The 18,814-nt window shown below is 67.7% G+C and carries 19 protein-coding genes; all 19 read left to right on the forward strand.

From position 1 onward, the window contains the following. The first annotated feature begins 163 nt into the window (after positions 1-163). The 19 genes from ABH933_RS27105 to ABH933_RS27195 all read left to right on the forward strand — a co-directional run bounded on the left by ABH933_RS27105 (position 164) and on the right by ABH933_RS27195 (position 18,757). Positions 164-1,300: a C40 family peptidase gene (locus tag ABH933_RS27105; RefSeq protein WP_429426592.1), complete on the forward strand. Its 1,137-nt coding sequence runs from the start codon at positions 164-166 to the stop codon at positions 1,298-1,300. 227 nt (positions 1,301-1,527) lie between these two features. Next, positions 1,528-1,968, forward strand: coding sequence for a hypothetical protein (locus ABH933_RS27110; protein WP_429426589.1), 441 nt, complete (start codon positions 1,528-1,530; stop codon positions 1,966-1,968). Beyond that, the gene (locus ABH933_RS27115; RefSeq protein WP_429426586.1) at positions 1,968-2,507 is read left to right on the forward strand and encodes a hypothetical protein; all 540 of its coding nucleotides are present in this window, start codon (positions 1,968-1,970) and stop codon (positions 2,505-2,507) included. Before ABH933_RS27110 ends, ABH933_RS27115 begins: the two co-directional genes overlap by 1 nt. Beyond that, positions 2,504-3,490, forward strand: coding sequence for a hypothetical protein (locus ABH933_RS27120; protein WP_429426583.1), 987 nt, complete (start codon positions 2,504-2,506; stop codon positions 3,488-3,490). The genes ABH933_RS27115 and ABH933_RS27120 overlap by 4 nt, the downstream gene beginning before the upstream one ends. A gap of 76 nt (positions 3,491-3,566) precedes the next feature. Then, positions 3,567-4,499, forward strand: a complete 933-nt coding sequence (locus ABH933_RS27125) for a hypothetical protein (protein WP_429426580.1) — start codon at positions 3,567-3,569, stop codon at positions 4,497-4,499. Continuing rightward, positions 4,496-5,449 carry a hypothetical protein gene (locus ABH933_RS27130; protein ID WP_429426578.1) on the forward strand — a complete coding sequence of 318 codons (954 nt, stop codon included), beginning with the start codon at positions 4,496-4,498 and terminating at the stop codon, positions 5,447-5,449. Before ABH933_RS27125 ends, ABH933_RS27130 begins: the two co-directional genes overlap by 4 nt. A gap of 34 nt (positions 5,450-5,483) precedes the next feature. Next, the gene (locus ABH933_RS27135; RefSeq protein ID WP_429426575.1) at positions 5,484-6,242 is read left to right on the forward strand and encodes a hypothetical protein; all 759 of its coding nucleotides are present in this window, start codon (positions 5,484-5,486) and stop codon (positions 6,240-6,242) included. Continuing rightward, positions 6,239-7,174 carry a hypothetical protein gene (locus tag ABH933_RS27140; protein ID WP_429426573.1) on the forward strand — a complete coding sequence of 312 codons (936 nt, stop codon included), beginning with the start codon at positions 6,239-6,241 and terminating at the stop codon, positions 7,172-7,174. Before ABH933_RS27135 ends, ABH933_RS27140 begins: the two co-directional genes overlap by 4 nt. 325 nt (positions 7,175-7,499) lie before the next feature. Continuing rightward, positions 7,500-8,450 (forward strand): hypothetical protein, encoded by a 951-nt coding sequence (locus tag ABH933_RS27145; RefSeq protein WP_429426570.1) that lies wholly within the window; start codon positions 7,500-7,502, stop codon positions 8,448-8,450. 307 nt (positions 8,451-8,757) lie between these two features. Beyond that, positions 8,758-9,690: a hypothetical protein gene (locus ABH933_RS27150; protein WP_429426568.1), complete on the forward strand. Its 933-nt coding sequence runs from the start codon at positions 8,758-8,760 to the stop codon at positions 9,688-9,690. After that, a complete protein-coding gene (locus ABH933_RS27155; protein ID WP_429426566.1) occupies positions 9,687-10,712 on the forward strand; it encodes a hypothetical protein in 1,026 nt (341 codons plus the stop codon). Before ABH933_RS27150 ends, ABH933_RS27155 begins: the two co-directional genes overlap by 4 nt. Positions 10,713-10,768: 56 nt before the next feature. Continuing rightward, positions 10,769-11,701: a hypothetical protein gene (locus ABH933_RS27160; RefSeq protein WP_429426563.1), complete on the forward strand. Its 933-nt coding sequence runs from the start codon at positions 10,769-10,771 to the stop codon at positions 11,699-11,701. Between the two features lie 238 nt (positions 11,702-11,939). Then, positions 11,940-12,686 carry a hypothetical protein gene (locus tag ABH933_RS27165; protein ID WP_429426562.1) on the forward strand — a complete coding sequence of 249 codons (747 nt, stop codon included), beginning with the start codon at positions 11,940-11,942 and terminating at the stop codon, positions 12,684-12,686. Further along, positions 12,683-13,861, forward strand: a complete 1,179-nt coding sequence (locus tag ABH933_RS27170; protein ID WP_429426560.1) for a hypothetical protein — start codon at positions 12,683-12,685, stop codon at positions 13,859-13,861. The genes ABH933_RS27165 and ABH933_RS27170 overlap by 4 nt, the downstream gene beginning before the upstream one ends. Positions 13,862-13,928: 67 nt before the next feature. Beyond that, a complete protein-coding gene (locus ABH933_RS27175) occupies positions 13,929-15,782 on the forward strand; it encodes a type IV secretory system conjugative DNA transfer family protein (protein WP_429426558.1) in 1,854 nt (617 codons plus the stop codon). Further along, positions 15,779-16,642 carry a DUF4913 domain-containing protein gene (locus ABH933_RS27180; protein ID WP_429426556.1) on the forward strand — a complete coding sequence of 288 codons (864 nt, stop codon included), beginning with the start codon at positions 15,779-15,781 and terminating at the stop codon, positions 16,640-16,642. The genes ABH933_RS27175 and ABH933_RS27180 overlap by 4 nt, the downstream gene beginning before the upstream one ends. A gap of 79 nt (positions 16,643-16,721) precedes the next feature. Beyond that, the gene (locus ABH933_RS27185) at positions 16,722-17,375 is read left to right on the forward strand and encodes a GNAT family N-acetyltransferase (protein ID WP_429426553.1); all 654 of its coding nucleotides are present in this window, start codon (positions 16,722-16,724) and stop codon (positions 17,373-17,375) included. Then, positions 17,372-18,265, forward strand: a complete 894-nt coding sequence (locus ABH933_RS27190) for a hypothetical protein (protein ID WP_429426551.1) — start codon at positions 17,372-17,374, stop codon at positions 18,263-18,265. Before ABH933_RS27185 ends, ABH933_RS27190 begins: the two co-directional genes overlap by 4 nt. A gap of 132 nt (positions 18,266-18,397) precedes the next feature. Beyond that, a complete protein-coding gene (locus ABH933_RS27195; protein ID WP_429426546.1) occupies positions 18,398-18,757 on the forward strand; it encodes a hypothetical protein in 360 nt (119 codons plus the stop codon). Positions 18,758-18,814 lie beyond the last annotated feature (57 nt).

Consider the following 18,814-nt stretch of genomic DNA (forward strand, 5'->3'; position numbering starts at 1 on the left):
CCAGGCAGGCAGGGGAGGAGCCTGCCCGAGCGCAGTACTGCTGCGTGCCGCCCTGACCCGGCGCCGCACGGTGGCTGCTGGCCGCGCTCGTCCACGTCGTTGCCCGGCGCGAGGCGGTGCCACGCGGCGTGATCGCCAGCGCGGGGGGTCGGGCAGGTGACCGTTGTTTGCAGCGAAAACTCTTCTGGCGCTGACGATTACGGTCCCTTTGGTACTGCTGTTCGTCGTGGTCGTGGTGATCGGGGTGGAGTCGGGACAGTCGTGTGCGGCGGCAGTGAGCAATGCCGGGGGAACCGGGGCGACGGGCGCGTCGGTTGCGGGGTTGAACGAGACGCAGTTGCGGCTGGCCCGCGACGGGGTAGCGATCGGCAAACAACGGCACGAGCCCGAGGCGGTGATCGTTTCCGAGCTGGCCGCGCAAGGCACCGAGAGCACGTACAGAAACCTGGCCAACCCCGCGGTGCCCGAGTCGCTGCACTACGCCAACGACGGGCTCGGCTACGACCACGACTCGGTGGGACCACACCAGATGCGCGCCGGCATCTGGCGCAACGCCGGAATGGCGTCGCTCATGAACCCCCTGTACCAGATCAGCTGGTTCTACCGGCAGGCCGACAAGTATGCCGCACAACAGCTTTCGTCAGCGGAATTGGCGCAGGCGGTCGAGCAATCCGGCCCGGACGCCTACGTCACGAGCATGGAGCTGGCGCGCTGGTTGTATGCGATGTTCGCGAACATCGACGTCGGGACGATGACGACGGCCGGATGTGGGACCGACGGATCCGGGGCGCCGCTGAGCGGAGACAACGCCGCGCTGGGCGCGGCGACGGTCGCGGCGGCCCAGCGGTGGATCGGCACCCCGTATGTGTGGGGCGGCGGGGATGCCACCGGGCCCACGGGCGGCGGGTTCGACTGTTCGGGGCTCACGCTGTACGCGATCTACCAGGCATCCGGGGGTGCTATCCGGCTCCCGCACTACACCCAGGCCCAGCAGGACTCCCGGTACGGGCATCCGGTGCCGTTCAGTCAGCGTGCGCCGGGAGACCTGATCTTCTTCACCACGCCGGGCGAGCGGGACTCGCACCACGTCGCGATCTACCTCGGCCGCAGCCAGTCCGGCCAAGACCTGGTGATCCACGCCCCCACCTACGGCGAAACCACCCGCGTGGCCCCTCTCGCCGCGGTCGCGGGCTCGGACCACATGGACGTACGCCGCTACAACACACCACCAGGAACAGGCGGCGCGCCCGCGGCACCGAACCCGGTCAGCGGCGACCAGAGCGAAGGAAAACGATTGTGACACAACAGCATCTCCTCTCATCACCACAGGGTGGTCCGGAAAGGGCGGCCACATTCGGTCCGCAACATCCTTCGGAGCCCGCGAGGGGCGAACCTGGCAAACCGGTCTCGACGCCCAGGCGAACGCTCGGCCGCGGGTCGTCTGCTCGACGCAGCCCCAACGGACGCCTGCCGGTGCCGCGGAGGCCCTCCATCGGTCGATCGGCTCACGTGCAGGCCCCTCGGTGTGTGCGGCGCCGGCAGGTCGCCGCCGCGGCGGCTGCCGGGCCGCGTCTGCGGGTGTGGACCGCGGCGATTCCGCATCTGTTCGTGGTATGCGGTGCGGATCGAAAACCAGTGTGGCACGCACGATTCCATCGCCAGCTGGTGATCGACTCGGACCGCGAGGCAGCGGAACTTGCCGCACTGCAAGGACTCTGGCTCGCCGGAAAGGCCCGCGAAGACTACGGCGCGGGCGGGGCGAGGGTGTCGTTGGTGCTGGCCTACTCGCACACCGTGGATCTGGATGCGCTGGACCTGATGGCAATCGAGTGCGGTCTGCTGCTGGACCTGACCGTCGACCGCCAAACGAACCCCGCCCTGGCCTACTGCCGAGGATCACGGATACGGACCGGGTGGCGCACCGCCGATCTGACCACCCTGATCGACCATCAGCAGGACACACCGTGATGCCCGCCAGGGCCCGGTGGCTAGCACCAATCGGGCTGTTCCTGGTGAGTGTCGCGGTCACCGGCTGCGGACACGAATACGCCACCGCTGGCGAAGGGGTGTGCGCCGTGGCGTTCCCGGCACCCTACGGGCTGGTGAATGCCTGCTCCGCGCCCGCGGTCATGGCCGCGGCAACGGGGGCGGTGTTCAGCTACAAGCCCAGGGAGCAAGCCAGTCCGCGGGCAGCATTCGAGGCGGCGGAGGTGCTGATGGACACCGATTTCGCGACTCGCGCCGCACCGGCAGCAGCAGTGCTGGCTCCGATCACATCCGCGACATGGCAGCAGTGGGCGGTGCGGGACGTCACCGTCACCGCCGAGGTGCAGGCGACCCGGGATGACCATCCTGCCGACACCGCACTCACCGCCGCGCGGGTGCTGGCGGTCACTCAGCACCCCAGCGACACAAGCGCACCGATCGCGTTCACCGTGTACGCCCGCGCCGGGCGTCCGAATCCGTTGGCGGCGTGGCGGATCACGGGACTCGAGGTGATGACATGAGTGGCGCAGACCCGGTCGAGGAGGGCGGGCAGGCCGTCCGCACCGGCTTCATCCAGGCCATGCAGACCTCGGCGATGGTCATGAATCTGATGCAACGCCGCGGCGCGGAAAGGCGTTCGGTCGCCGAATTCACTGTGCGGCAGGAAGACCGGGCAGCCGAGCAGGGCCGAAAGACCGAAATTCACACCCTGCAACAGCAGGGATACCTCGACCGGTCGGACCAGGGCAAAGAACTGCACGACCTCGACGTGAAGATCAAACAGGCGCGACTGGACCACGATGCGGCAGAGGCCGTCCGCCGCCGCACCGCGAGTGAGAACGCGGAGCAGCGGTGGGACAAACTCAACCGCCTGCAGGTGCGGGGGTTGCGGGCCGAGCACAACCGGCAGGACGCGATCCACAAGCTGAAAGTGCAGGGGTACCAGGCCCGCGCGGCACAGGGACGGCACCTACATTCGCTGGATGTCCAGTACAAGAAGCTGCTGATCGACGCACGCAGGAGATCAGCCGGATTCACCGAAACCCTCGCCGAATACGGCCAGGACACCTACAACACAACGACATCGGTGGCGGCCTGGGCGAGCGCGCAGAGCGCCGCGGACTTGTCCGACGAGCACCGCACACACGCGGACGCGTACGCCGACCGCTACGCCGAAGACACTGGAAACGATCCGCGCGAAGTCATCGACGCGGTCGTCGTCCCCCTGGACGAATTCGGCAGCACCGGCGAATCTGATTGGTCCCCAATGGTGTTCGAAGCAGCCGACGGCTTGGCGCACGAGCTGGCATACGGGATCTACGGCGAGTACCTGCACGAGTTCTCCGACCCGGGCATCGACGAGGGCCGCACCGAGACCGGTACGCAGATCAGCGACGCTGTCGATGCGGTCTCCGTGTCCGGCATCAGCCCGGAACTGGACATGGGTCCGCAACCTCAACCGCCATCGTATGAGCCCTCGGCGACGCCGGAGGTGGAGCCGTGATGACGAGGTGTACAGGCGGAGGATCGGTGGCTGCGACACCGAGGGGCCGTGACGGTCGTGATCGGGGGTGGTCGTGATGGATCGGCCGACGATGGTGCAGGCGCGAGTGCTGCGTGCGGTGACCACCCAGGCGGTTGAGATCAGGCGGATGGTGCTGGAGGACCGCGCTCGGGAATCGGGTCGGCAAACCCAGGACGCCGTGTGGTTTCGCCAACGGGACGCGCTGGTGCTGTCTCAGACGAAACTGATCGCGGTCGCGAGGGCGGCCGGTATCGCAACCGAATGGGTCGAGCAAGCCCGTGAGCGCGGCGAACTCGGAATGCGATGGGACCCCGACATCACCTGGCGCGCCCACGAACCCGTCGACCGAACCGGCCTCGTCGAGAACCTGGCCGCGGACGTCCAACAGCTGCAACACATCGCCGCGGTCGTGGCAGCCCACCGCGACAGCGGCGCCCGCGGCGAAATCGACGCCCGTCACCGGGTCAGCAGGAACATGAATGCTCTGGTCCGGCGGATCACCGCGATTGCGCACATCCTGGACGTCACCGCCGAGGAAGCACAATGGCTGTGGGGGCGAGGTGAGGCGTGGCTGGAGGTCGCCGACACCGTGCGCGGCGCGGACAGCGCCACGGTGGCCGCCCGCTGGCGGGAATTCAGCCGGCTCAACACCGCCACCGCGGGCCTGCAGGCCACCATGCTGCAACGCGCCGGAATCAACCTGCCGGCAACCCGCAACCCAGCACCGACCGTCGCTTCCATGGTGCGTCGATTCCAGGGCATGTTGAACGAACCCAGTCAACCGAGCGGTGCGCCGCTGGACTTGGATCGTGGGCCGGGGCCCGATCGGACGGTCAGGTTCAGCGACGGGGGTGGTCGCCGGATCACCGAGTCCGTGCACGCAGCCCTGGGGGGTGAGGACCTGCGGCCGGTGTTCCGGTCCGCCGCAGACCTTGCGCCCCAGCCGTTATCGGGCCTCCGCACGCTGGACTCCGGGTACGAGCCATGAACGGCGAGCAATCCCGACGGGACGGTGCTGACCGTCTGGCTCGTCCCACCGCGGTGCAGAAGCAGATGCTGAAAGAGATTCACACCATCGCGGCGCAAGGGGCCCGGATCCTGGAGGGCACACGCGGCTATTGGGACCGCACCGGCCGGGTCGCCCCGACGAAATGGTTCGCCGCCTTCACCCAGCACGCCGCGCGCGGCCGGGAGCTCGAGGCGCTGGCCCGCGCGGGCGGGGTGCCGTCCCGGTGGATCGACTACGCGCGCACCGCCGGAGAGCGGGCCGACCGATGGGGGGCGCTGCGGTGGCCGGTGCCGGAGCCGGTCGACCGCCTCAGACTGATCGACAACCTCGCCTCTGATGCGCGCCGTCTCGGGGACAGCATCGCGGTCCACGCTGCCTACGGCCAGCACGCGCTGCTCGGGGAACCGCCCGAGGCAGTGATGTGGCTCGAACGTGCGCTGGTCGTGGAGCGGGAACGTATCCACAGCCTCGCGGCCCTGCTCGGCGTGGACGAGACCGACCAACACAGCCTCTGGCCGAGCCGAGATCCGGGATGGCCGTACGTCATCGCCGAACCCGTCAATGCCCTGACTCCCACCCAGCTGCAAACCCGGTGGCGCGAAATCACCAACGGCCCACTGGCACACGCCGTGGACCAGGTCCACCTGCTGCGATCCGCCGGAATCGGCACCAGCGAACCCGCCACCGAGTTGCTGCCACCCCTGCCGCAGCTGACCCGGCAGATCACCCACGCGCTGCACAGCCTGGCCGGCCCCACCGAACACCTCGCCGACACGAGCCAGGGAACCGCGATCACGGCCGCCGTCGACGCAGCGCTCCCCGAAGCCGACATCGACGCCCCCGACCGCGAGGGCAGCCCCAACCACACACCGAGATCCGTTCAGCCCGACATGCCCTGCGAATACACGAACGAGGACATCGAACCATGACGCCATCACCACATTTCGAGCCCACGGACCAGCCATGACCAGACCCGCATCCCGCACGGGAAACAGCCCCGCCTGGAAACTGCGCCTGCTGGACCGGGTCCAGCACCTGGCACACGAGCACCACCTGGTCCACCGGCGACACCAGCACCCCAGCACAGGCACCCATCTCGGGGAAGTCCAGGCGCGGCGCCTTCGCCTGAAGGAATTGCGGATCGCTCGCGCCGAGTCCGAGCTCCACGCCCGAGTGGCCGGGCTCAACGGTGAGCGGATCGCTGAGGCTCGCTGGCGGGGACTACGCGGCACGGGGACCCACGACAGGCTTCTGCGCTTGCTGAAAACGCCGAATATGATGCGGGAGTTGGTGATCGGTGCGCTGGTGGATGACCTGTGGCTGCTCGAGCGGATGGCGATCGCCGAGGCCCTGCGAGTCCACACCACCAGCCGTGTGCTGTTCGAATCAACATCCGCGGCGGTGGAGCAATACCACCACGCCGCCGCCCGGCGGTGGACGCGAGCCACAGCCGTAGCGGACGGAGTCGGCCTCAATGCCGAAGAACAGCAACGCATGTGGGCCGGCACGGCCCAGGAATGGCACACGATCGCCGTCGGCACGATGCGCACCTACGATGTGCCGACCCTCGCCGCGCGCTGGCGTCGCTACCTCATGTGGCCGGACGCGGCTCTGCTGGTCGACTACGCCGATCGGCTAGACGAGTCCGGCGCTCACCCCACGGTGCGGATACCGCACTGGGACATGATGCTCGCCCACGCGCGCCGGGGGATAGGACGATGAGCGAATTGGACCGTATCGCCACCCGTGTCGCGGACATCCCGCCCGAGCAAGCTGATCTGCTGCGGCAGCTCCACACCCTGGCCGGACGCAGCGCGGAACTCCATCAGCAGCTCACCCGGACCGGTGCCGACCTGCGCAGTATCGCCGCGGCCAGAACCGAGAATGATCGGCGCTGGGCGTTGACCGAAGTCCGGGCCCGCACAGCGGGTGTGCCCAGAGGGTGGATCGCGCAAGCAGTACAGCAAGGCCGCCGCGGCAGCGAGTGGCCCGACGGGCAGTTACTGGCGAAGCCCTTGGACCTGATGCAATCCCGGTCGAGGATGCGCCTCGTCCTGGACGTACGGTACTTGACCCACATGGCCGCCATGATCGCGGTCCGCGGACGCAGCACGGCGCTCGGCGCGCTGCCGGACCCCGCCACGGGGATGGCAGATCAGATCACCCGGAACATGCAGGCACTGTGGACACGCGCCACCGAAACCGGCCGGACGATCACCATGAGCCGCCGCGACCGCAATCGGATCTGGGACCTGGACCGATATCCCTGGAAAGGCACCATCAACGAACTTCTGCACCTGGCCCCGCACGAGATCGAGCTGCTCTGGGAGCACTACGCCGCCGGCACGATCGCCGAGTCGGCCCGGGAATCGCTCAAGAGACACCGCCACGACCGCCTACCCGCGGTCCCGCCACCCGGCCCCGACGTCGACACCAGCGCGGTCGACGTGGGCGTGGACGACTTCCTGGCCCACGCCAACGGCGCCCTGAACGCCGCGGCCGAACAACGATCACCGGAGACCGCCACGATCGGTGCCGCGATCACCGATGTGCTGCCCGACCCCGACACCGACCGCACCTGGGCACCCGAACCCACCGACCCCGGCCTCACCACACAGAACCCGTGGCCCCACGATCGTGGCCCCGGCCCCTGACCGCGCGGTTCCACTCCTCGAAAACCCATGGGATCCAGACATTGTGGAAGGACCGACGATGAACGACCATCAACCCCCCGTTTCACCGATGGGGCACAAGCGCTTTCGCAACCTAAACGAGGGTGACGGGCCGTAGCGCTCGTTGCGGTGTGGCAGAACTGGAGATCCGAAGCTGAAGTGCCAGTGCAGTATTCGGATCTCCTGAGTCAATGGCGCTGACTGCTGCGCACACCCCCAATATCACCATCTACTACGCGAGGGACATCGCACTACCGCACCGGTTCGGCACGAACCGCGGCGGACCGCTTCGAGAAGAGAGCGGAAGATGATGTCCGACAACATCTCTCCATCGAAAAACACCATCGGCAACACCTCCGGACCCCGGGATCCGATACCGCTGACCCCGGACGAACAATCCCGAGCACCCCACGCCGCCGAAGTCGACGAGTCCAGCGCGGATCTGCACGAGAAGCTGCACGTGTCCCACGGGCCAGAGCAAGTTCCCGAGGAACTGCGCCTGGGCGCGATCGCGTGGCGCTTCGGCGCCGATGATATCGATGCCGTGCACGCGAAAGCCCTTCGCGAGGTGCAGAACACCGCCGCGGTTCGATACGAATGGGTCGGCGATGCCGTCGCTCACGACCTCGAGATCGGCGATCCTCGATGGAAGTGGGCGCTGTACCCCAACGGCGTCGAGGACGACGTGCGCATCGCGCGCCGCGATGCCGAACACGCCGGCCTCGCCGACGCGGACATCGACGCCGCGGAGGCCCTGGGCAGCGAAGGAGTGCCCTGGAGCCAGCAGCCCTCCCATCACCACCTCGGGCGAATCGACCTGCTCAGCAGTGAGGCCTACGCCGCGAAGGTCCGTTCGGACAGCCAGCAACGGCTCGTCTACAGCTTCGCTGACCGCCTCCAGGAAACCCTCGGGGTCCTCGACGACGTCCGGCAGGGCGCGGCTCGCGCCGAGACCATGCTCGCGACCTTGGCCAACGACCTGGCCGCGACCGGGCTGCTGAACCGGGCCCCCGCCGACACCCCGGCGCCGGGACCCGCGCAGCCCGAACCGCAGCACACCACCACCGCATCGGCCACCAGGAACGTCCCCGACGGCCGTGCGAGTACCGCTGAATCCCCTCCGGAGGGCGGACACCGAATCGGCGACGCGGTCGGTGCTGCACTCGTCGGCGGCAGCGCGTGGTCGAGCGAGGAACCCGCACACCCCTCGATCAACGATCGGGAGTCCGCCGCGAACGACCCGGAGGTCGGCCGGTGACCCCGCCGGAGCCAACCGGGCCGTCGAACCCACAACGCACCAACGGGATCGGCAACACCATGCGAGCCCGCGGGGTAAGGCCCGTCGCTGGACCGCGTATCGGCGACTGCCCGCCGAGTCGCCGCCGTGACGCGGCAAACGCATTCCCCGCCATTCGGCGTGGCACCTCGCCAGTTGGTGATCACCGAGATCGCCTCTGCCGCACCTGCATCGGTTCCGGCGCCGCGGACGTTCACCGCACCTGCGGAGTCGGGGTCCGACCGGTAAGTCAACCGGTCCCGTGCGAAGTCGAGGAAGGAGTTCGCTCGTGACCGATCCCTCCATGTACCTGTTGTCGGACGTGCCGGCCTGGAAGATTCGGGTGCTCGCACGGATCCATGCCCTGGCCGCGGACTGGTCTGCGACCCGCCGCCGAGGCTACGAGCACTATTCGGGTACTGAACACGACGCCCTGATCAGCTGGCGTACCGACCTGCAGAAGCTGATCGATCAGCGCACCGATCTCGAGGCCCGAGCGGTTGCTGTCGGGATTCCGGAACCGGCGATCGAGTTCGTGCGCGAGAACGGCTACCGGGGACAACGGTTCGCCGACAGCTTCCCCGGCGCGAGTACCAGCGGCAACCCCGCACGGGAGGTCCTGATCGACGCCGTCGCCCAGGATCTGTGGGATTTGCAGCAGATGCTGGTGCTGGGCGCGGCCCGCCAGCACCGACGGTTCGCCGCGGGCAGATTCACCGAAACAAACATCGGGGCCCGGGCCCGCTTCGATCGCAACACCGTCAGCTTGTGGGCACGCGCCGGAAGCCTGGCCGCAGCACTGCAACTGACCGAGACGGAGCGAGATCGGCTGTGGGTCAACGATATTCAGGGCTGGTCCCGGATCATCACCGCAACAGTGGCCCGATACGGCAGGCGTGAGCTCGAGCGGCAGTGGCACGCCCACGCGCGGCGAGATATCGAACTGGCGACGGTTCAGAACCTCGGTGACTTGCCGACGCCGGCACTGGGCACCGCGGCCCGGCGCGCGAGTAGCCTGCCGCCGCTGGGACAGATGATTTCCGCCGCCGAGCAGGCCGTCGCCCAGTACATCGAGCACGGCTCCCCACAGCGCGGCGCCCCGATGGCAACCGCCGTGCAGGAGTTGCTGCCGGACCCGGAGGCAACCGCCAACCCGATCGAGCAACCCCACCATGATCACGGCCTGGATCGGCGGCCCTGTGACCCGGGACTCGAATTATGAACGCCCCCAGCACGGGTGCCGAACACCCCGATCGAGCCCTCCCACGCGACGGCGCACAACCGTCCGGCGGCACGAACTCGGACACGGACACCTCGGCCGGTGTGGAAACCCGGACGCCCGAGGTTCGCGCCGAGCACGCGGAGTTGCTGCGGCAGATCCACCAACTCGCGACAGAGGGTACGCGCAGGCGACAGAACATCACCGCGGAGGCGGCGGGCGATATCGCGGTGATGGCACAGCTGGTCTCCCGCGCCGCCGCGCTCGACCTCCACCGGGCCGCGATCGAGATGCACGCGCGCAGCAGCGGAGTGCTCGACCACTGGATCAACTGGGCGCGCCTTCTAGGACAGACCGGCCGGGACTGGCCCGACAACCGCCCGCCCGAGCTCCCAGCTCTGCGCGGACGACACGCCGGATTGCACCGCGTCGAGCAGGACGCCCGCTGCCTGACCGACATGGCAGCCGTTGCCGCGACACACGAATACCGACACGGCGGCGCGGACTCCACGGCGCGAGGTCCGTTCGGCCGCGCGATGGACGCGCGGTGGTTGCGTGCCGCGTATCGAGCCCGAGCGATCGGCATGACCGGCCACGAACGCAGCGATCTGTGGGCCATGAACTCTCACGACTGGTCCACGCACGTCGCGCAGGTCATGCAGATGACCCGCGAGGACGTGGCCATGCTGTGGGGCCACTACACCGATCCCGCCGCCACCGGCGACCTGCTTGTATCCCTGCACCAACTGCGCCAGCACAGCGGCCATGTCGGAGCACCGGTCTACACGCACGCGGACACCGAGCTGCTGCCCCGTGCCCCGGCCTACTACCTCACGAAAGCCCGCGAGGCCCTGCAAGGGCTGATTGCCCCTCACCCGCAAGCCAATCCAGCGATCGGCGGGGCTATCGCCGATGTCCTGCCGGCCACCGGCGCAGGCAGGGAATGGGACACCTCCGCACCCGACGCCCGAGCCGGCCAGATCCCCGAGACCGCACACAACCCAGGCGCGGGACAGGACCTGTAGCACCCCAACATCTTTCGATCACTGCGACCGGTGAACAACATGAAGGAACCTCCGCCATGACTGAACCCGATCCCACCCCCGACCCGATGCCCGCATGGCACGCCGAACTACTACGACAGATCTCACGCCTGTCCGCCGAAGTCATCCGCGTGAGTCGGCTCGACCTCGACGGCTACGACGGCACCGCCGCCGACGCCCAGGCCGACTGGCAGCATCACCTCAACGCCCTGGCAGGGGAACTCGAGCGCACCGAACAGGTCGCCTTGTCCGCAGGCATCCCCGCCGAAACGATTACCCGGGCCCGCCTACCCGCACACTCGGTGAACCGGTCATCACAACAGGTACCCGAATTGCCGGTGCCGCACACGGTTCCGACGCATGTCGGGGAGTTCCTGGTCGACATGATCGCGGTGGACCAGTACAACCTCGAGCGGATGGTGATCCTCACCGCCGCCCGAGAGCTGCGAATCGGGCAGGGGGCGTACCTGTTCGGCGCAGACCCGGCGTCCATCGCCACGGTCGTCCGCAACATGGCACTGCTGCATCAGCGGATCACCACCATGGCCGCCGCCGCACAGATCACCGAGGCCGAGGGCTCCCGGATCTGGGGCCACCAGATCGAGGACTGGCGGCGAATGGCCCAGGCCACCGTACACAGGATGGACGACCTGGACCTGGAACACGCCTGGCGGCACTACACCATCCCCAACACCGACCCGTCGATCCCGCTCTACCCGGGCATCGACCCACCCGTAGCCACCGGCCACACGATGCCGCCGACCCCGAGCGAACTCATCGCCCAGGCGAAGACCGCCCTGGGCGCGGCCGGTTCGACCACCCCGGCAGAGGGCGCGACGGAACACGCCCCGCGCGCCGGCCAGGCCATCGAGGCGGCCCTGCCGGACGAGGCGACCCGATCGTGGCAACCGGACCTGAACGCCGAGCACGATGCACAACCACCGCAGGGGGACGCCGGCCTGGACCCCTGAACTGTCCCCACGAGCACCTCCTCCCGACCGTGCTGGTCGTAGGCGCCGAACAGCACAGTCCCCCACAACTATTCACACCCACGCGAGGGACATCCACCCTGCCGCACCCTCTGTCCGCGCAACATCGCGCGGCACACAGGTGCGGACCGCTTCGACAGTGCGAGGCCCACCGGCGATGTCCGACAACACCTTTGACCACCAACCATTCCCGTCACGGCCTACCGATGCCCCCGGCTCCGTGGACAATCTGCTACCCCGGCTGTACCGCACCAGAGCCGTGCCCCGCGAATTCCGCGACGGGCCCATCACCCAGCTGTACGGCGCACGCGGCGAACAGGATCTCGCCGCGGCACGGCACCTGCGCGAGGTGCAGAACCTTGCGGCGATGATCACCGGCGCCATCGGCGGTGCGGTGATGGATGAGAGCCCCGCTGTCCGGCAGCGGATCCTGACCCAGGCGCTCGAGCAGGCCCGCCGCGCCGCGCTCGCCGCGGCTGTACCGGCCTGGGATATCGAGGTCGCCGCCGAGCATGGCTCACGCGGCGTGCCCTGGGTACAAGCCCCAGCGCACCGCTACCTCGGACGTATCGAGCAACTCACCGACGAGCTGGCCGCGGCCCAGCAGGAATCCGCCTACCTGTACGACGCGGTCATCGAATCCTACGAGCGCGAACAGAACGCCGAACACGACAACGCAATCCTTCGCGCCCGACTGGCCGAAATCACCACGCCAGCCGCGGACACGGCCGTGCCTACACGCACCGAGAACCTCACCGCGGCCGCATTGTCGGTCGTTCCTGACGCGTCAGGGATCACCGACGACCGGGACGGACCCGGGCAGTCCCGGTCCTGCGGTGAACCCATCGCCGACGCGATCGCCGCGACGACACTCGCCACCGACACGACCCTATGGAATTCCGGTAGCGAGTCGCCGCCTACCCAGCTCCGGCCCCCGACGCAGCCCGGGCGGGAGGTCGAGCGATGAACTGGCCCAGGACCCGACCCGGAATCACCGATCCCGAGCACTACCGGCACATCGCCGAGCAGACGGTGCGAGAGCTCCGTGCCGGTTTCGCGCACCACCACCTGCTGCACAAGACCGCCAGATTCGGCGAAACCGCCGAGCAGACAGCGCAATACAAGAACTGGGCCACCGAACTCGACACCCAGTGGAGCCAACATCCCCATCAGCGGTTGCGCCAGATGTGGGCCGATCTGCACCCTGTGGTCGAATTGTGGGAGCGCCACCCCGAGCTCGCGCGCCAGATCGCGGACCAGCTCGCACGCGCCTGCACCGCAGGAGACCTGTCACCCGACTCGGACCTGTGGAACACCTGGGAACAGGCCCGCGAGCTGACCGGCCACTCGCACCCGGCACCTACCGGATCCGAGCAAGACGGCTACCGGCACTACCCGCAACCAGACCTCGAGCCCGCCGCCACCCGCACCACCGACCGAGCCGCCCTGCCGGGGCCCGATCGCCGTTCCGCGGTCGACAAGACCCTCGGCGCGCCACGCACACCTGCCCCACTGCTGAACCCGGACCAGGTCGCCGACGTGATCAGCAGCACCACCGACGTCCTTACCGTCGAGACGTTCACCGCCCGCGCCGACGAACGAGAACTGCTACTGCCGCCGGTGCTCCGTGGCTATCCGACGGTCGAGAGCAGCAGTCGGGTCGATGACCTGCAGGCGCGGCTCCTTCAGCAAATACAGAACCTGGCCGCCGAGCACGCACACGAGGCCGACGGATTCACCGGCGTGCAGGCCGAGGAGCAGAGGCGCATCGATCGGCTCGACCGAATCGGCAGCGCCCTGAGCCAAGCCCGCGCCGACGCCATCGAGGCCGGGGTAACGCAGCAGGACACCGACCGCGCCTATCGGACCGGCCGAGACGGCAACCTTCTACCTCTCGAGCCCACCGAGCCCGGGTTCGAACAACCCACTGGCCCACTGGCACAGCGTTTTCCAGGCGGTGCCCCGGACTGGCACGATGCCGCACCCGCCGCCAGCAGGGTTCCCGGGGCCGGGCGCGGGGGCATGGCGATCACGGCCGCGGTCCAGGACGTCTTGCCCTCCGAGGGCACCACCGACTGGGACCAGAGTCCTCAACAGCCGTGCGAACCGTCATCGGCGCAGGTGACGGAGGTCGCACCGTGAAAACCAGTGCTGCACATGCCCATTCGCATCCACCCGTTGCGCGGTGGTCGATCCGGGCGGTGCCGTCATGATGGCCCGGGAAACTCGTCGTCGCCGCACCGGAGGCCTGGGGGAGGAGACGTGGCTGCTGCTGGTGGGGCTGGGGGTGATCGGTCTGGTGCTGCTGGTGTGGGCGGTACTGGATCTGGGCAGCTGGCTGTCTGGGCAACCCATCGTCGGCAACCCGTTCATCGCCGCCCTGGACCTGCTGCTAGGTCTGCACCGGTGGCCGTGGCAATCCACCGTGATCACCGCCGTTACCGTCGCTGCCGCAACGCCTCTCGGAGTACGGGCACGTCGACGATGGCCCCGCCCCAGCGGGATCGACGCCGCCGCACGCACGATGCGGCACCCGCGCACCATCACCCTGGCCCGCCGTCAAGACAACGCCGCCGACGCGAAACGGCTGTTGAAGGACGCTCCGGCGCGCGTGCGAGCGATGGCCGGGCCGCCCTTGGGGCAAACCGTGCTCGGCGATGTGGACCTGTACCTGCCGGCCGAGCAAGCGGTGGTGATCGCCGCCGGGCAGCGCATGGGCAAAACGATGGCGTGGGGGATCCCGGCGATCCTGTCCGCGTGGGGTCCGGTGCTGGCCACCTCGAACAAGCCGGACCTGTACCGGCACACCGTGGGCGGGCGCGAGAAGCAGGGCAGGGTGTGGCTGTGCGACCTGCAGGCGGTCACCGGACGCCCCCAATGCACGTTCTGGGTGAATCTCCTGGCCCAAGTGCCGCACCTTCCGGCGGCACGCAAACTTGCCGCGTTCTTCGTTTCCGGCTCCTCGGGCTCGGCATCGGAAAAGGCAAATGCCAAGGTGGACAGTTATTTCGACGGCGGCGCACAAGAACTGCTCGCCCTCTACATGTTCGCAGCCGCCTGTGTCGACGGCGATCTGCTGCACGTGGCCGAATGGCTCTCGGCGGACCAGGACCAAACCCCCGCTTTGATTCTGCACCGCAAGGGCCACCCCGTGCCTGCCCGCCGGATCATGGACGCCCAAGCCCTCTATGCCCGCCAACGCGACGGCCTGTACGACATGGCGCGGAGATTTCTCAACACGTTGTCGGACGAGGGATACGCACAGCTGGTGACCCCGCCCGCCCGTAAGCGGTTCAGCGTGTACGAGGGCGCGCAGGGGGTCGTCATCGATGTCGAGCTTCAACCGATGACGCACCAACTCCCCGAGTTCAAGCCTGCCGACTTCGTCACCAGTACCGCTGACACTCTCTATGCGCTGTCGATGAAGGGCCCCGATTCGGCGGCGGCGCTGACTGCGGCGCTGGTGGGGCAGATCCTGGAAGCCGGGTTGGCCATCGCACGTTCCCGCACAAGCGGGCGGCTCGAGGTGCCGCTGTTGGCGGTGCTGGACGAGGCCGCTAACTGTGCCCGGATCGGTGAACTGCCCGAGTACTACACCTATTGCGCCAGCTGCGGAATCATCCTCATCACGATCCTGCAGGTCCTCGAGCAGGGCGAAGACCTGTGGAGCGTCAGCGGCCTGCGCACCATGCGTGCCCAAAGCATCGAAATATACGGCGGCAACATCAGCACGCCCGGCTATCTCGAAGACTGGGTCAAACTCATTGACGAGCACGACGTCGCCGACCACTCCCGCTCCGTTGGCCCCGGCGGGATCCAACGCACCAGATCCTGGCGCGCCGAACCCGTACTGAATGTAGCCAAACTCGGTGCCCTGCCCAAAGACCGTGCCCTGATCCGACTCCCGGGCCACGAACCGATCCTGATCCGAAAACTCTACTGGTGGAACAACCCTGCACTGGCCCCGATCGTCAATGCCTCACTACGCAAGTTCGACAACCCCCCCGATGGCCCACCATCGCGAACCGGAAACGACAGCGGGCCAACAGGAGTCGAACTATGAGCACTCCGCTGAACCAACTTCCTGCCGGTGCACCGAGCGGGCAGGGAGCAACGCGGGCCCCGATACCCCCGAAATACGGCGACTTCGTGAGCTTCGCCGAGAAATGGCTGTTCCCCTTCGTGACGGTCCGGCTCGCCGAGGCCAACCGGGAACAAACCTTCACCTGGTGCACGCAATGGTGGCGCCACCGCCCCGTCGCGGTCCGAATAGCGCACCTGCACACCGCGTTCGAGCAAACGCGTCGTAGCCGCAGCGGCAGCGCGGTATCGACTTACCTGCTCTCCCACATCGACGGCCACTGCCGGGTAATTCTGGACGCGGCCAACGGGCCCCTGCATCGCTGCACCCGCGCCAAACATGTTGCCCTGCCCTCACTTCCGTTCGACCCGGTGCCGCCGGGATGGTTCGGGCCACCCACGACACCGCCTGCCGAGCGCAAGAACCCGCCACGGTTCGCGCACTTCAGCGACTTCGTCGAGCAGTGGTTACTGCCGGTGATCGCGGTCCGGATCGCGGGCAACAACCGCGAGGGTCAATTCACCTGGTGCCGGCAATGGTGGGCCCACCACGGAGTCGCGGTGCGGTTCGCGGCCCTGCATGCGGTCTTCGAAGCAGCCCGCCTCGCCGACGACCAAACCGCCATGAGCAGCCTATTCATCTCCCACATTGACGCCCACATGCGGCACATCCTCGACGCCGCCGCAGGACCCCTACACCGCTGCACCCCCGACCGGCACATCCCCCACCCCGGCCTGCCCACCAGCAAGGTCCCACCGAATTGGTTCGGCGTCCTCGGCGCTCACCTCAGGGCCGAAGACCTGGGATTCGGCCCGGACTTCCGCGCCCTCTCCAACCTCTGAACGGCTCCGCAGAAGCACGACTTGCGTTGCGCCGCAGCAAATATGCGATCCAACCACGTATCACAGGAAGAAGAATCCAATGAACAACAACCCCAGCGACGCCGACCAGCTGTCATTCGAAATACGGGCCGCGGCCGGCCGCACCGAGTTCCGGAAATTCCGGGGCTTGAACCAGCTGGCCGGGGCACCGAATGCCGAACGATCAGCCCGGCAGATGTGGCTGGCCCACAAATCAGGAATGCTGTCCAGAGCGCTGAGCGTGGAAAACGACCAGACGATCGAACAGGTATGGGCCACAGCGGGATTACAAGGCGCCGTGATCGCGCGCTCCCTCGCGCTGGTGGCCGTGTCACACGGAGAGGTGATCGGCGGCCTGACCGCCGGGCCGCCCCTCGGCCTCATCGCCCACCTCGTCGCGATCGATCGCACCGCGGTCCGGCGTGCGGTGAAGGCGATGGTGAAAATCCACACCCTCGCCGTCCTACCGGAATACGAACGCAACGGCATCGGTCGAGCCCTGCTGAACGACGCCATCAACACCTACACCGCCGCCGATGCCGCGGTCATGTACGGGCAAGTCGCCACCGGCAACACCAGGTTCTATCGGCGCACCGGATTCACCATCCACCCCACAGGACACCCCCTCACGTTCACCCCCCACGAAATCCCGCTGGTACAGATCGCCGAGGGCGGGGAATCCTTCTTCTCTCTACAGCTTTCGCTGCAACCGTGATGGACACCCCGACCCGCGTGCAGCGCAGAATTCTGCGCGCGATCCAGAACAAGACAGTGTCCACGGGACGCCGCGTGGAACGGATGCGGCTGCAACGCCAGCTGACCGGGCAGGAACCGCATCCGGCGTGGTACGAGCAGTTCTTCGCGCGCTCGATGGTGCGGCAACTCGAAGACGCCGCCCTCGCCGGTGGCGTCCCCGCAGCGTGGATCGAGCACGTCATCGAACGAGGCCAGCGAGGAGTCCGGTGGGATCCCGATCGCTACCTGCGCCAACCGGAACCGATCAACCGCGGGCGAATACTTCAGGAGCTGAGCCAGGATTCACAGAGAATCCGCGACATGGCAGCCATCAACGCAATCTACGGTGAACTCGGCCGGGCGGCCGAGGCCGGGACCGCTACGGGGTTCGACCGCAACCTGCGCAACCTGTGGCGCCGCACGGTCGCCGTGACACAGGTCCTCGACATCACTGAGCCCGAAGCCAGCCAGCTATGGCAGACGGACGAATGGGTCCCCACCGCCGCAGCCGACATCGGCGCCGCCGCCCGACGGGGCGAACTTGAGCGCCTCTGGCGCAGCGGTGCTCGCGCCGATACCACGGCGTACAAGCTTCAAGCCGACGCGCTACGCCGAATCGGCCTCACACCCGAACACGCCCAACATCCCCCACCAACACCCCAGCAGATCACCGACCGGATACGCGAAGCACTCGCCGTCGAGACTGCCCCCGAGCCGACCGACCCGGCCATCAAAGACCCTGGCATTGAGATCGCCGCCGCGATCGACGCAGTCACCCCGGCGCTTGACCGAACGCGCGCTATTGATCCGGACAGTATCCCGTGGGAACAAGACAACGGCATGCCGAACTGCTCGGGGATGGATCCATGACTCGCGCTCCCCTGTCACGTAGGTCACAAGTGGCCCTACCTGGTGTTCACGACCCCTGGCAAACGGCAGGTTCGCCGAGCGCAGCCGCATACAACCGTCCGAATCTGCTCGACCACCTTGGGCTCTTCAAGCATGCAGAACCAACACATCTCCCACAGTCTGCCGACGCCCGGACCCTACTGGTCAGCGGATATCAACTATCTCGTCGAGCGCAGTGCGGGCGGCGCTCAAGAGTACGAGACGACTGTCAAGGAACCGCTCGCCGATCTCTTCGATCTGCTGCTGACGGCTGTGCAGGTCATCGGCGGAACGAGCATGGGCCTCAGCGAATTCGCGGACTTCGTGCACCAGCGTGCCGAACTGCGAAAGCAGCTCTTGAGTAGCGGAGGCAACCTGATCCGGGCCCTCGAGCAGCACCGAATCGGCCACCTGCTCGGTCCACGCAGCTACGTCGCTGCGGGCGCCATCGTCACGAAAGATGTTCCGCCGTAGCATATTGCGACTTGGAAGCAAAGTTATTGGTGGGGAACATCATTGAGTAGGGGCAGA

Origin of the sequence: Nocardia sp. GP40, assembly GCF_050434125.1 — a bacterium.
GTDB lineage: Bacteria > Actinomycetota > Actinomycetes > Mycobacteriales > Mycobacteriaceae > Nocardia > Nocardia albiluteola.